Below are 13,201 nucleotides of genomic sequence, written 5' to 3'. Positions count from 1 at the left end.
CTCACATACGACGGATCTGGACCCGGCCGAAGAGGCCAGCGGGCCGCCAGATCAGGACGGCGATGACGACGAAGAGCAGTGTCGGGAAACCCCAGCGCGCGCCCGCGACATACTGGACGAAGGCTTCGAACAGCGCGAGGCCGAAGGCGGCGGCCACCGCACCCGGCAGGTTGCCGAGACCGGCCACCACGCACATGATGAAGGCCTTCAGCATCGGGTCGTTGCCAAGCGGCGGCGACAGTTGGGTCATGGAACTCACCATCACGCCGCACACACCTGCGATGGCGCCCGACAGCACGAGCACCTGGAAATAGACGCGGTTGACGGCGACGCCCATCAGCTGCGCGGCTTCGCGGTTCTGCGCCGTCGCGCGGATGGCGCGGCCCATGCGCGTTCGGCCCAAAAGCAGCGCAATGACCGCCATCAGCACGATGACGACGAAGACGATCAGCATGTTCTGGTAGGGCAGGCTGAGCGGCCCGAGGACGAGCGATCCGGTTGCCGAGATCGGCTGCTTCAGCGGCTGGCCGCCATAGGTGAGCAGGATGGTGTTTTCGAGCGCGATGCCGATGCCGACGGTGGCGATCATCACATTGGATTCGAACGTCGCCTTGTCGTTCTTCAACAGGTTGCGCACGATCAGGATGTAGAGCAGTCCGCCGGCAATGGCGCCGACGACGATGGCGCCGAGGAACCCGACAAAGGCTGGCAGACCAAGGGCCGTGGAGAATGTATAGGCCGAATAGCCTCCGAGCGTCAGCATGGCAGCATGCGCCATGTTCAGCATGCCCATCGAGCCCCAGACGAGGGAGAGGCCGACGGTGGCGAGCGCATAGAGCGCGCCGGTCGTGAGGCCGGCGATGAGGATGGCGGTCAGGATGTCGAGCATGATCGTCAGCCTCCGAGATAGGTTGCGAGGAGCTCGTCACGGGCGAGAAGCTCGGCGGGCGGGCCGGACCACACGATCACGCCATCGTCGAGCAGGTGGAGGTGGTTCGCGAGATCGGCGACGCGGGCGGGGTTTTCCTCCACGAGTAGGATGGTCCGCCCGCTCCTCGAGAGTTCCGCGATGACGCCGTAGATCTGCTCGATGATGAGGGGGGCGAGCCCCAGCGAGGGTTCGTCGATGAGCAGGATCTGCCCGCCCATCATCAGGCCGCGCCCGATGCCGACCATGCGGCGCTCGCCGCCGGATAGCGACGAGGCAACCTGGTTGCGCCGGTCGGATAGCTTGGGGAGCAGCGTGAAGACTTCATCGAGCCGGCGGTCGATCTCTGCCTTCGATGGCGCGAGGTAAGCACCCATCAGCAGGTTTTCCAGCACGCTCATTTCCGGGAACAGCATGTCGCCTTGCGGCACATGGGCAATGCCGAGCGCGGCGATCGCGTGCGGCTTGGCGAGCGTCGGCCCGCCATTGATGCTGATCGTGCCGGAGGTCAGCGGCACGAGGCCGGAAATCGTCTTGAGCAGCGTCGACTTGCCATGCCCGTTGGGGCCGATCACGGTAATGAAATCGCCGGCTTCAATGTCGAAGGAGATGCCCTTGAGGACTTTCAGCTCACTGTAGCCGGAGACCACGTTGGCGAGCCTGAGAAGGGGCGGTTTGGCGGCATTGTTCATGCCTGCACCTCGCCTTCCGAGAAAAACGTCTTGAGGCGTTTGCGCGTGCCCTCGCCGAGATAGGTCTCGACGACGACCGCGTCTTCCGCAACCTCGTTCGGAAGCCCTTCGAAGATCTTCTTGCCGTGATGCATGATGAGGACGCGGCTGGAGAGTGCGAGCAGGAAGCGCATGACATGTTCGATGAGCACGACGGTGAGGCCGCCTGCCTTCAGCCGTTCTACGAGGCCGATGATATGGTCGATCTCGGTCGTGTTGAGACCGCCGACCGGTTCGTCGAGGAAGAGCAGCTTCGGCTTGGTGGCGATCGCGCCGGCAATCATCAGCAGCTTGCGGTCGAGCACCGGCAGTTGCGCCACCGTCGCATCCGCCTTGTCGGCAAGCCCGACGAAGGCGAGCGCCTCATCCGTCTGCTCGCGCACGTCCTTGCCAAGTTTCAGGCCGGGAATGGTACGGCGGCTGCGGCCGAAATAAGCGGCGATGTCGATATTCTCGCGCACCGTCAGGCTTTCAAAGGCTGCGTTGAGCTGGAAGGTGCGGGCGATGCCGTACTGGCATATCCGGTCCGCCCCGAGCCCGGAAATGTCGTGGCCGTCGAAGACGATCCGGCCTTCCGTAGCCGGCGTCACGCCCGTCACCACGTCGAAGAAGGTCGTCTTGCCGGCGCCGTTCGGGCCGCCGATGCCAACGATCTCGCCGGGGTTCACCGTCAGCGACATGCCGTCGACCGCCGAAAGCGAGCCGAAGCGCTTCACGACGTTTTCGCATTCCAGCAAGGGTGTCCTGCCGTTTTCCATGATCCGCTCCTTCCGTCGTCGGCATCGGCCGGTTGTTCAGGCCGATGCGCAGATCCAGCGTCCTGGTTGTCCGCCTACTTGATCCAGGGCGGCAGCAGGAACTCGTCGGTCGCATAGAGCACCGGGGCGATGAGCTTGGGATCGGTCTTGTAGTCCTGGTGCTGCAGGAACTGGTGCGGCATGCCGAGCGACGGGTCGGCGACCTGCGTCGGGTAGCAATAGGCCGACTGGCCCGCCGGGTCGGCGCGGTAGGTGCCGTTGACGCCGCGATAGACATTGCGCCGCATCACGGCGGCAACCTTGCCCACCTGCTCCTTGTTGAAGGGCTCGCCAGGACCGCCGGCGATCGCCGCAGCGGTAGCCCACATCCAGAGACCGTCATAGGTCTGTGAGCCGGTGATGTAGGCCGAATTCGGTCCGAATTTCGCGCGATAGGATTCGCGATACGGCTTCGAAAACTCGTCCGGCAGGCAGCCGACAACGGTCGAATATATGACGCCATTGATATTCTGGCCGCCGATCTCGCGGAAGGCGGGAAGCGACGGGCCGTACTGCATGTAGACGAGGCTGTTTGTCGGCTGCGCGAGGAACTGCACCATGAACTGGGCCAAATCCTGCGGCAGGAAGTGGGTGACGATAATCGCGGCCGGCGGGTCCTGGCGCAGCTTTGCGAGCGTTGGGCCCCATTGGTTCGTCGGGAAGGGCACGGTCTCGAACAGGCTCACTTCGAAGCCGAAATCCTTGGCTTGATCGCGGATCGCGTTGGCGATCACGATCGAATATTCGTTGGCCGAGGGAATGATGGCGATCTTCTTGTTCGGCGCGGTCCACTTGCCGCCTTCCGAAAGCGTCTTGAGGAAGTTGAGGCAGCCGGGGCCATACCAGAACTCCGGCGGATCGCCCTGGAAGGAGCCGTAGTACCGCTCCGGATCGGTCTTGAACTTCTCATTGTGTGAGATGAGCGTGTTGTAGTGCATCATGATGATGTCGTTGTCGGCAGCGACATCCATCTCGATCATGTTGGTGCCGAGGTTGTAGCCGTTGATGATCGCCGGCGTGTTGTAGCGATCGATCAGGCGCTGCATCGCCTGCGAAACCAGGTCGGCGCCTTGCTCCTTGGTGTCCTCGATGTGAAGCTCTATCTGTCGGCCGAGAATGCCGCCCGCGGCGTTGATTTCAGCTGCGGCCAGTTCGAGCCCGTTCTTGAATTCGATGCCGTCTGCAGCGGCGAACCCGGACATCGGCAGCGCCGCGCCGACATGGATGGTCTCGCCGCCCTGCGCCATGGCGGACTTGTTCATGTCTGCAAGGAGCATCCCGCCGGCTGCGCCGGCTCCCAGAGCTCCCTGAAGCATTGCACGTCTATTCATCATAACGGTTACCCCTTTTATGGTTGGTTGTTGTTCGTCATGCGTCGATCGGTGCTTACCTGGAGAAAATTACCTCCAGGCTGGCAGCTGCTGAAAGAACGCGGGCGTCATCGCCGCGCGCTCCAATGATCTGGAAGCCGATAGGAAGGCCCGCTGCGGTGAGGCCGCAGGGCACGACGCAGGCTGGTTGCTGGCTGAGGTTGATAGGGAAGGCGAACCCGGCCCATTCCGTCCAGCGGCCGAACGCGCTTTCTGCCGGAACCTCAAGCCCCGCATCGAACGCCGGCAGTGCCGTTCCGGGCGAAACGAGGAAATCGTATTCGGCGAGCAGGAGATCCATTGCCGCGCCGTATTCCCCTCGTCTTAGCTGCGCCAGAACGAGATCCGTCGAGCTGTAGGCGGCACCGGCGCGAGCAACCTCCAGAAAACCGGGATCGATGGCCGAGCGGTCGGCGTTGGGGATCGAGGAGAGGCGAGCGGCCGCCCCCGTAAACCAATGATGGTGAAAGAGGTCGAGAAGATTGTCCGCCGGCAGGTCGACCGGCTCCACGATTGCGCCTGTGGCCGACAATCTGGCGACTGCGGCATCGACGACGCCAGCAACCTCCGGATCGAGCGCTCCGGAGGCCGGCTTCGACCAGTAGCCGATACGCTTGCCTGAGAGGTTGATCGGCGCTTCGTGGTCAAGTGGTGCCAGTTTTCCAGCACCTTGGCTCCAGTCCCGCAGATCCCGACCGGACATGGTCTTCAGCATGGCCGCGGCATCGGCCGCACTTCTAGCCATCGGCCCGATATGGGCGACCGTGCCGAAGGCGCTCAGTGGGTGGGCCGGAACCCGGCCGAAGGTCGGCTTGTGGCCAACAATGCCGGTAAAGGACGCCGGAATGCGGATCGATCCGCCGCCATCTGTGCCGAGATGAAAAACACCGGCGCCGACGGCAGCGGCAACAGCCGCCCCACCGGAGGAACCGCCTGGTGTCTTCGCCTTATTCCAGGGATTGCGGGTTACGCCGAAGAGCGCGCTGTCGGTGATTGCCTTCCAGCCGAATTCCGGAGTGGTGGTCTGCGCGATGAAGACCGCGCCCGCCTTGCGCAGGCGGGCGACGGAGGGTGCGTCTTCCGCGTAAGGCTGCGCCGGCGTGGTGGTGCTGCCGTAGCGCACGCTCCAGCCTTCCACCCAGACGATATCCTTCAGTGTGGTCGGAACGCCGTCGACCTCGGAAAGGGATGCGCCATCCTTCCAGCGCCGTTCGGAGGCGGCAGCGGCGGCAAGCGCGCCATCGCGGTCGATATGGGTAAAGGCGTTGAGATCGGTATTGATCTCTTCCGCGCGGTCCATAGCGGCCTTGGCGACCTCGACCGGCGAAAGGGAGCGCGTGCGATAGGCCTTTGCCAGCGCAGCGGCATCCATACGGCACAGCTCGCCCGCTCCTTCGAGAGGGTTGTGAAAAGGCATTCTGTCGTTCCCCTGGCCTTGCCCGATCTGCGGCAGGCCTTCTTTGTTGGGGAGCAGACTGGACCTTTCCTTCGCTTTCACAAAATGTATTCTCTCACATAAGTTTCTACATTTTATGGAAAAAATGCCGATGAACCTGACGATCCGGCAACTGCGCTATGTCTGCGAAGTGGCAAGTCTCGGCAGCGTGCAGGCCGCGTCGAAGGCGCTGCACATCTCCCAGTCGTCGATCCTTGCCGCCATCACGCTTGCCGAAGGAGAAATGGGTGCACGCATCTTCGAGCGGCGGCCGGCGCGCGGCGTCCAGATCACACCTGCCGGCGAACGCTTCATCAGCGCCGCCCGCATCATGCTGTCAGCTTCCACGGAATTCGACCGGGCGATTGGTGACCTTGCGGACCGCGTGCCAAAGGTTCTGCGCATCGGCTGTTTCGAGCCGTTCGGCGCACTCTTCATGCCCGAAATGCTGCGCATGTATGTCGACAATGTCGGCGACGTCGAGATCGACCTTCTCGAGGGCGATCAGGTGCGGTTACAGGCGTGGCTTGCGGAAGGCATCATCGATCTTGCGATCCTCTACGACATCGGCGCGATCACCACCGGCACGATGACGAAGATATGCAAGGTTCCGGCCCATGCAGTGCTGCATGTCGACGATCCGCTCGCGACGCGGGAGGCGGTCTGGCTTTCCGACATCGCGACACGTCCCTTCGTGCTGCTCGACATGCCGCAGACGGCGACATACCTGCTCACGCTCTTCGATATCCTTGCAAAGCGGCCCGAGGTGCGCTTTCACACACGGTCCTATGAAACCGTACGCTCGGCAGTCGCCTCCGGCTTCGGCATGTCCATCCTCAACATGCGCCCCATTGGTCGGGCGACCGTGGACGGTCAGACGATCATTCGCCGCCCGATCCTCGATGAATTGCCACCGCCGACATTGATTGTCCTCGATCTGTACGGAAACTCCAAACCCCTTTTCGTTCGACTTTTTATTGAAATATTCCGTCGATTTTTCAAAGAGGTTGGGCCATCGCGCTTTTCCGTGACGATAAAGGAACGCGAAGGCGCGTTGTTGTTCGGCTAGCTGTGAACGACGGTAGGTCGTCAGTTTGAGCGCACGAGACGCTGCAAAAGCTCTGGATCGGATGGCAGGTTTTCGAGATTGATCAACATGATCGTATCTACCCAAACTGCTATGGCTTCCACTTCATGCCAGCTCGCAATCCGGACAAAGGCATCTCAGCCATTGGGCCGGCCCTCAATACATGACTGTGTTGAGTGTGACATAGACGGGCGAGCCCACCTCGAGCTGTGCGCTGCCCCGCGCGACCAGCCAGCCATCCACGCGCTCCAGGCGCGCAACGATCTGTAGCTTTGGCGAAGCAGCCGAGCTTTCAGGCAAGGACAAGGAGAACGTTATCGTCTTTGAGCTGCCGTCGCTTTTAACGAGCGTTTTGGCGGCGCGACGTAGCGCCTTGTCCTGAATGGCAGCGTCCTCGAGATAAATCTCGAGTTGACCTTTCGGAATAACCGCGCCGCCCTCGAACGTGACTGCGCCGCGAATATCTGTCGATTGCGCAGAGACCCTCCCGGCGGCCGCGGCGACAGCTGCAGCTCCGGCGGCTATTAATATTGTGCGGCGGTCGGTCGGGCGCTTCATCACACACTCTCCCTTGTCGTTGCGGTGTCCATGCCGGCTCCGATGCATGGGTGACCCAGCGCCGTACCAGGAGGGGCGCCTGAAAGCGCCCCTCCTGTAACCAGCTAGGCAATAATGAAGTCCGCTGCCGAAAGGTTCAGATTTGTGCTTAGTCGCGCAAACTGAATAGCTGCAGTTTGTCCGGAGCCATCGGCATCATAAGACAATGTTCCATTATCGGTGTCATAGATGATGCGGTCGTCGGCATCATGAGCAACACCGGCTGCACTCTTGAAAAATGCGCTCAGGGCGAGATTGCCTTCGCCGCCCACGTTGGCAAAGATGAGGTTGTCCAGCAGGATTGAATCGTCGGCGACGTTGAAGTCCTTGATCCAGTCAATATTGCCGTTTCCAAGCGCCGTCGAGAAGCGGAAGGAATCCTCGCCTGAGCCGCCGGTCAGCGTGTCGGCGGCCAGCCCGCCGTCCAGCAGGTCGCTGCCGCGGCCACCGTCAAGCGTATCGGCCCCCGCAACGCCCGGCTGAGCCGGGGCGGGCGGGAATTCGACCGATACGTTCACCTCATATGTCGAGCCTTCCGGCACGGCTTCCGCCCAGCCGTCGCCCGGAGCGGTCTCCGACCAGCTGCCTTCCAGAATATAGTAGGTTCCGGTTTCCTGGACGACGAAGACCGCGCTCGAATCCCGGCTGCTTGTGGAGCCGGGGTCGCCGCCGCCATCGTCGTTCTGGGCAACGATATTGCCGTCGCTGTCCAGCAGCCTGACCCAGCTGTCATGGACGTTGGGATCGGCAATTCCATCGATGTCGACCGTGATGACGGTGCCGGCCGCCAGGTTGACGCTGTAATATCCGCCCTGGCCGTTTCCGGTGGCGTTGACGGTCGTGTGAAGGACGGTCGTCGAATCGAAGATGTCCGGGTCGGCGGCCAGCGAGAAGTTGTTAGAGATGTCAAAGGCGGTCGCGATCGAATTGTTCGTCGCATCCGGTCCGAGCGTGGCGTAGCCGGTGCCCATGCCCGGTCGTGGTGGAGCATCGCCCTGATAGGCGAAATCGCCCAGCAGGATGTCATCGCCGCCACCGCCGTCGATCCTGTCGTTCCCGCCCTGGCCGGTCAGGACATTGGCCGCGCCGTTGCCGGTCAGTCGGTCACTGAATCCCGAACCTGCAAGGTTTTCGATGGAGACATATGTATCTCCGCCGGATTTGCCTCCAGTGAGCGCAAGCCTGACGCCGCTTGTTGCGTCGGCGTAGTCTGCGGTGTCACTGCCGGCGCCGCCGTTCAATCTGTCTGCGCCGCCTCCGCCGGTCAGCGTGTCGTCGCCCGCGCCGCCGGAGAGTTCGTTGGCTTTGGCGTCGCCGATGAGATGATCATCGAAAGATGATCCGATGGCGTTTTCGAAGCCAGCGAGGATGTCGTGCCGGATAACAGTGCCGCGTCCGACGATCTGCACGGGGCCATCACCGTCGCCGCCGTTGGCCGTGCCGTTGGCGAGATCGATCGTCACACCGCCGGAGCTGCCGGCGTAGACGACCGTATCGGTACCGGCTCCGCCGTCCAGATAGTCTTGGCCAGCACCGCCGATGATGGTGTCGTTGCCGCCCTCACCGTAAAGGATGTCGCCATCGTTGCCGCCATCCAGTATGTCGTTGCCGCCGCCACCATTGAAATAATCACCGCCGCCCTGGCCCCAGAAATGATTTGCTGCGGAGGTGCCGATGAAACGGTCGATGCGGTCATCTGACCCGATCAGGTTCTCGATGCTGTAGAAGGTGTCACCCGAGGCGGTGCCGCCGCTGGCGACGTTCGTGGCGAGGTTTACCAGCAGCTGGAAGGGGCTTTCCTTGCTGTAGTCGACCGTATCGATGCCCGCACCGCCTCTGAAAATATCTACTCCGTCCTGGCCGCTCAACGTATCGTCGCCGCTTCCGCCATCGAGAATATCGTTGCCCTGGCCGCCAAGAATGGTGTCGTTTCCGGCACCGCCATAGAGCGTGTCGTTGCCGTCATCGCTTTCGGTCTGGTCTTCAAGATCCGCGACATCGATCGTGTTGTTAATGTCGCGGCTGGCAAGCGAGTCGCGGCCGCCGACGATCAGGTCGTCACCGCCCTGGCCGAAGATCGTGTCGTTTCCGGCACCGCCGTCAAGCGTATTATTTCCGTTGTCGCCGAAGATGATGCTGGTCATCGTGTTGTCGCCGACACTGGGCGCGGTTCCGCCGCCGCCACCTCCCGGTTGGAGTGTCGACTCGTCGGCGTAGATGATGTGCTCGACGTTGGCGATTTTCCGGATATTCAGGTCTCTGGACAGCAGGACGACCGTGTCGTTCCCGCCGTTCGCTAGTTCGCGCACGATATCGTCGCGGGAATCGACGAAGTAGATATCGTCGCCGCCGTTACCAGCCATGCGGTCGTCGCCGCCCCGGCCGTCAAGGACGTTGGCTCCGTCATTGCCGATCAGGATGTCGTCATAGCTGCTGCCGATGCCGTTCTCGATGTAATAGTCGGTTCCATCGGCGTTATGCCCGTCGAAGATCGACACATTGTTGCTATGGCCGTTGACGCTGGAGAACTGCCCGGGGCGCAGGTCAAGGATTGTGCCTGCCGTGGAGCCGGAGAAGTCAACCGTGTCGGTTCCGCCAGTGTCATGGATCACAAAGCCGATATCGTGCTGCATGCCCGAGGAGGTGAGCTGGTAGCCATACTTCGTGCTGCCGAAGCCATAGACATCATCGCCTGTGTTGAGGTCGATATGCTGATAGGTGCGCACGCCATTATCGTCGAGCGTCGAGAAAAAGCGGCGGATGACCGCCTCGATATCGGCCATGAGCGGCGTCGACGCCGACCAGCGGCTGGTTTCGCCCACGTCGATCCCGTCGAAATAGGACATGACGCTGTATTGCTGGCGGTCGTAGGTCCAGGTCGCATTGTTCAGATAGTTGATCTGCACACCGCCGGGGCCGCTGTAATTGTAGAGACCGGGATGGTTCAGGCCGAACTCATGGCCGAATTCATGGATGAAGGAATCGAACACATAGCCGCCAATATCGGTCTTGTTCGGCTCCGTGTCGTGGAAACGCTGGCCTATGCTGACATAACGATTGCTTGAATAAGCGCTGCCATCGTCCTCCTCGCCGAGTTCAGGGCTGACAACCTCCATCCAGTCCGTATCGGGATTGAATGGCGCATCGTCGACGATTTCGAACTTCAGCGGCGTGACAGACGACCACATCTCCAGAGCGCCGATCGCGGCGGCCTTGTATTCGGGGTGGTCATTGAGGTCAGAAACGTTGATCCTCAGCGTTCCCGCCGCGATCTCCGGCGTCAGGCTGCGGCCCAGCGCTCCGAGATAGTCGAGGAAGGCATCATAATCTTCGCTTTTGCCGTACGGATTGTCCGGCGTCTGGTCGTTGATCCACCATTGGTCGCTAGTTTGGCTTGGGTTCGGCATCGTTGGGACTCCTCTTCTACAACCGTGGATAAGTACGGCCGTACGGTTTGCTGTTTCCAACTACCAACAGGCATCGCTTGTTTGCCTGTTAAGCCCCGTCACCTTCACCAATAATGCTATTGGAATTTTCGACTTGTCTACCCTATCGGGCAGTGTTTTCGATCTTGGCGTGCCCGAGCAGATTTGCACGCGCGGAGATTGCCGGTCGCGATGATCAAAAAACAGGCAACAAGAATGTCGCTGTCAGGAAAAGACAATGTTTCAACAGATAGTGGATTTCAGCTAGGCCTCGGCGGGCGGCGCCCTCAGACTGCGTTATGACCTCTTCATGCGCCTCAGACCGCTTCAACCGTGAGCGGCGCGTCCAGAGAGAGGCAGACCGCAGCGCTTGAGAAGATCGATCGCGCCATTGCCGGCATCATGGCGGCTATCGAGCATGGCATGGATCAGCCGTTCATGAAGGCGCGCATGGAGGAACTGGAACGACAGAAGACGGAGATCGCTGCACGCTTGACTGGCTCCTGCCGACGTGCATCCGAACGTCGCGAATATCTACCGGACTCGAGTCGTCACCTTCACGGAGGCGCTCAATGATCTCGACGGCAGCCGGGAAGTGACCGAAACTCTACGTTCAGTACCTGTGGGGGCGGAGCGTATTGCATTGTCCGAAGGCAACGCCGCCAGTTCGTCATTGAGTGCGCTCGATTATTCCAAAGGCCGACTTATATCTGACCAGCGGTAAGATGAGTACAGTATCTGGAAAATGATGAATCCAGATTCTGGAATCTGCTCTCCCCCCGATAACAAGGCATCACCGCCAATCGGCTTGGGCGGAGCCCCGAATGCGGAATTAAGTCATTGTTATATCTTGAATATTCCGATGGTCCCGAAAATTTCCATTATTGGCACGCATCTTGCGCCGGCATTTGCATGATCCCTCATGCCTTTGTGGAGAACATAATTGTCACTGCCCCTCCTGCTGATCCCGCCACTCGAACTGCTGTTGCGATTTAGCATCGACATTATCGCCGTGCTTTTGCTGGTCTTTGGCATGTATTACCGCCGCCGTTACGACAAGGAACTCGCGACGACGGCGGTGATGTTCAACGTCGCGACATTTTCAGTCCTCATCATCCTGTCCTCGGTCGAGTTCGGCGTCGCCGCCGCCGGCTTTGGCCTCTTTGCGATCCTGGCGTTGTTCCGGCTGCGGTCGGAGCAGTTCGACAAAGTCGAAATAAGCTATTTCTTCGCATCCATCGCCATCGCGCTGGTCTGATCGGTAACGGGTACGACGCTCTGGCTGGTTGGCGCTGTGGTGGTGTTTCTGCTGCTCAGCGCGTTCATTCTCGATCATCCGCGCTTCCTGCATGCCATCAGCGGCGTCAAGATAGTGCTCGACGAAATCGACCATCGCGCTCTCACAGACGAACCGGCGATGCGGGCGGACCTCGGCAAACGCCTCGGCGTGGAGGTGATCTACTATGAAACCAAGGCGTTCGACTATGTCAACGAAACGGCATTGATCAACGTCTTCTTCCGTAACAAGTGACATTCCGGCCGCGTCGATCGTCGTCTACCTCGCGACGTGCGCTCCACTCAATCAGCGCTGACGGCCGATCGCGTGCGAATCCAGTTTGCGCCGCCAGTCACTCCAGCTGCGACTGCCATGGCCGCAAGAAGCAGGGCGGTGCCACGGAACAGCCCTTCATAGTCGTGGTTTGCAATCAAGGGCGTGCTGACAAGGGGCGAGCAGAATTGCCCAATGAAGATGGAGGCGGTCAAAACACCTCCGCTCAGCCCCCTGTATTGCTGCGGCGTGAGGTTTAAGGCGAGGGCGATGAAGCTCGGTGACACGAGTGCGTAGCCAGCGCCGATTGCCGCGGCTGCCGCAAACAAGAGTAGCGTCGTCGCAGCGAAAACCAGCAACACAAATCCGAGCGCCATCGCTGCATAGCCCAGGAAGAAGATGCCCGCGTAACCGGTTGCTCGCTGGATTCGAGGATAGAGGAGCGCGAAGCCACCCCCCGAGAGCATCAGGATGCCGAGGACCGCGCCTGTCATGACAGTGCTTTCAAATCCCCTGGCCTCCAGGAAGAACGACATCTGGGTCGGCATCACGAAAAAGATCATGTTGGTGGTCGCTTGGAGAAACACCAGCAGCAGCATCGGGATGGCCCAAGAATGCCATTCACCGCCACCCGCCGGATTTGCATCAGACGCCGGGGAACGTCGGGGCAGATCGACGATCGCCTTCCACATCAAAGGCAGGAAGACGGCGGCGAGCCCATAAATGGCAAAGGGCAAACGAGGCGAGATTGCCGCTATCCATCCAGCGAGCGAGATAAAGATCAAGCCGCCGAAATTCCGGGCCGAAATCTGCAGCCCTGTCAGCGCGTTCCGGTCGTTGCCAGTGAAGAGAGAGCGACGGCGACCCCGAGGACGAGACGACTGGCGAAAATCGCGGGAAGGTTCGGAAGAAAGAGCCCGGCGCATCCAGCGATTACGAACAGGATCACACCGGCGAGCAGCGGCAGGCGCCGTCCATACCTGTCTATCACGAGCCCGGCGAGAGGGGCGCACAGGGCGACGCTGAGCGAGGGCGCCGGAACCAAAAGGCGTGTCAGCATCGCTGCGTTCGGATCGTCCGCGAACAGCCGCTCGAGTCCGGGAAGCGCTGGGCTGATCGTTGCATTCGCCATAGTGGTGAGGGACGCGGCCATCAGGAGTGCGACTGCCCGCCCGTCCAACCAGACCGGTCTTACTCTTGTATCGTGCACGCTCTTCATGACTTTTCCCTTGCTGAAATCGGCAGTTCGGAAGAGCATACGAATTCAAGTCAACTTGAGGTC

10 protein-coding genes and 1 pseudogene are annotated in these 13,201 nt (G+C 60.9%); 2 read left to right on the top strand and 9 right to left on the bottom strand.

Going from position 1 to position 13,201, the window contains the following annotated elements; all coding sequences use genetic code 11:
* Position 1: 1 nt before the first annotated feature.
* The 5 genes from WBQ96_RS08085 to WBQ96_RS08065 all read right to left on the bottom strand — a co-directional run bounded on the left by WBQ96_RS08085 (position 2) and on the right by WBQ96_RS08065 (position 5,243).
* Positions 2–889: a branched-chain amino acid ABC transporter permease gene (locus tag WBQ96_RS08085; protein WP_165119383.1), complete on the bottom strand. Its 888-nt coding sequence runs from the start codon at positions 887–889 to the stop codon at positions 2–4.
* Between the two features lie 5 nt (positions 890–894).
* Positions 895–1,620, bottom strand: a complete 726-nt coding sequence (locus WBQ96_RS08080) for an ABC transporter ATP-binding protein (RefSeq protein ID WP_336549023.1) — start codon at positions 1,618–1,620, stop codon at positions 895–897.
* Positions 1,617–2,417, bottom strand: a complete 801-nt coding sequence (locus WBQ96_RS08075; protein ID WP_336549021.1) for an ABC transporter ATP-binding protein — start codon at positions 2,415–2,417, stop codon at positions 1,617–1,619. The genes WBQ96_RS08080 and WBQ96_RS08075 overlap by 4 nt, the downstream gene beginning before the upstream one ends.
* A gap of 74 nt (positions 2,418–2,491) precedes the next feature.
* The gene (locus WBQ96_RS08070; protein ID WP_246245801.1) at positions 2,492–3,718 is read right to left on the bottom strand and encodes an ABC transporter substrate-binding protein; all 1,227 of its coding nucleotides are present in this window, start codon (positions 3,716–3,718) and stop codon (positions 2,492–2,494) included.
* A 124-nt stretch (positions 3,719–3,842) separates the two neighbouring features.
* Positions 3,843–5,243, bottom strand: a complete 1,401-nt coding sequence (locus tag WBQ96_RS08065) for an amidase (RefSeq protein WP_165119387.1) — start codon at positions 5,241–5,243, stop codon at positions 3,843–3,845.
* A 130-nt stretch (positions 5,244–5,373) separates the two neighbouring features.
* Between WBQ96_RS08065 and WBQ96_RS08060 the strand changes: the two genes are divergently transcribed.
* On the top strand, positions 5,374–6,330 hold the full coding sequence (locus tag WBQ96_RS08060) for a LysR family transcriptional regulator (RefSeq protein ID WP_165119388.1): 957 nt from the start codon (positions 5,374–5,376) through the stop codon (positions 6,328–6,330).
* Between the two features lie 174 nt (positions 6,331–6,504).
* Here WBQ96_RS08060 and WBQ96_RS08055 read toward each other — a convergent pair whose 3' ends face one another.
* Both WBQ96_RS08055 and WBQ96_RS08050 read right to left on the bottom strand, forming a co-directional pair.
* Entirely contained in the window at positions 6,505–6,906 is a 402-nt protein-coding gene (locus tag WBQ96_RS08055) for a hypothetical protein (RefSeq protein ID WP_165119389.1), read from the bottom strand.
* 104 nt (positions 6,907–7,010) lie between these two features.
* On the bottom strand, positions 7,011–10,352 hold the full coding sequence (locus WBQ96_RS08050; protein WP_336549018.1) for a M10 family metallopeptidase C-terminal domain-containing protein: 3,342 nt from the start codon (positions 10,350–10,352) through the stop codon (positions 7,011–7,013).
* A gap of 1,030 nt (positions 10,353–11,382) precedes the next feature.
* On the opposite strand from WBQ96_RS08050, the pseudogene WBQ96_RS08045 reads away from it, so the two are divergent.
* Positions 11,383–11,901: pseudogene (locus tag WBQ96_RS08045) on the top strand (DUF4956 domain-containing protein).
* A gap of 47 nt (positions 11,902–11,948) precedes the next feature.
* Here WBQ96_RS08045 and WBQ96_RS08040 read toward each other — a convergent pair.
* Complete coding sequence (locus WBQ96_RS08040; protein ID WP_336549015.1) at positions 11,949–12,704, bottom strand: MFS transporter; 756 nt, start codon at positions 12,702–12,704, stop codon at positions 11,949–11,951.
* 35 nt (positions 12,705–12,739) lie between these two features.
* Positions 12,740–13,138: an MFS transporter gene (locus tag WBQ96_RS08035; protein ID WP_336549014.1), complete on the bottom strand. Its 399-nt coding sequence runs from the start codon at positions 13,136–13,138 to the stop codon at positions 12,740–12,742.
* Between the last annotated feature and the right edge of the window lie 63 nt (positions 13,139–13,201).

Source organism: Mesorhizobium sp. CCNWLY176 (assembly GCF_037153935.1).
Lineage (GTDB): Bacteria > Pseudomonadota > Alphaproteobacteria > Rhizobiales > Rhizobiaceae > Mesorhizobium_M > Mesorhizobium_M zhangyense.
This window is presented reverse-complemented; position numbering and strand designations above follow the sequence as displayed.

Coding starts and splice junctions, on each gene's coding strand:
- WBQ96_RS08070 (WP_246245801.1), bottom strand. CDS start 3,718: ATGAACAAGTCCGCCATGGCGCAGGGCGGCGAGACCATCCATGTCGGC.
- WBQ96_RS08085 (WP_165119383.1), bottom strand. CDS start 889: ATGCTCGACATCCTGACCGCCATCCTCATCGCCGGCCTCACGACCGGC.
- WBQ96_RS08055 (WP_165119389.1), bottom strand. CDS start 6,906: ATGAAGCGCCCGACCGACCGCCGCACAATATTAATAGCCGCCGGAGCT.
- WBQ96_RS08035 (WP_336549014.1), bottom strand. CDS start 13,138: ATGAAGAGCGTGCACGATACAAGAGTAAGACCGGTCTGGTTGGACGGG.
- WBQ96_RS08065 (WP_165119387.1), bottom strand. CDS start 5,243: ATGCCTTTTCACAACCCTCTCGAAGGAGCGGGCGAGCTGTGCCGTATG.
- WBQ96_RS08075 (WP_336549021.1), bottom strand. CDS start 2,417: ATGGAAAACGGCAGGACACCCTTGCTGGAATGCGAAAACGTCGTGAAG.
- WBQ96_RS08060 (WP_165119388.1), top strand. CDS start 5,374: ATGAACCTGACGATCCGGCAACTGCGCTATGTCTGCGAAGTGGCAAGT.
- WBQ96_RS08050 (WP_336549018.1), bottom strand. CDS start 10,352: ATGCCGAACCCAAGCCAAACTAGCGACCAATGGTGGATCAACGACCAG.
- WBQ96_RS08080 (WP_336549023.1), bottom strand. CDS start 1,620: ATGAACAATGCCGCCAAACCGCCCCTTCTCAGGCTCGCCAACGTGGTC.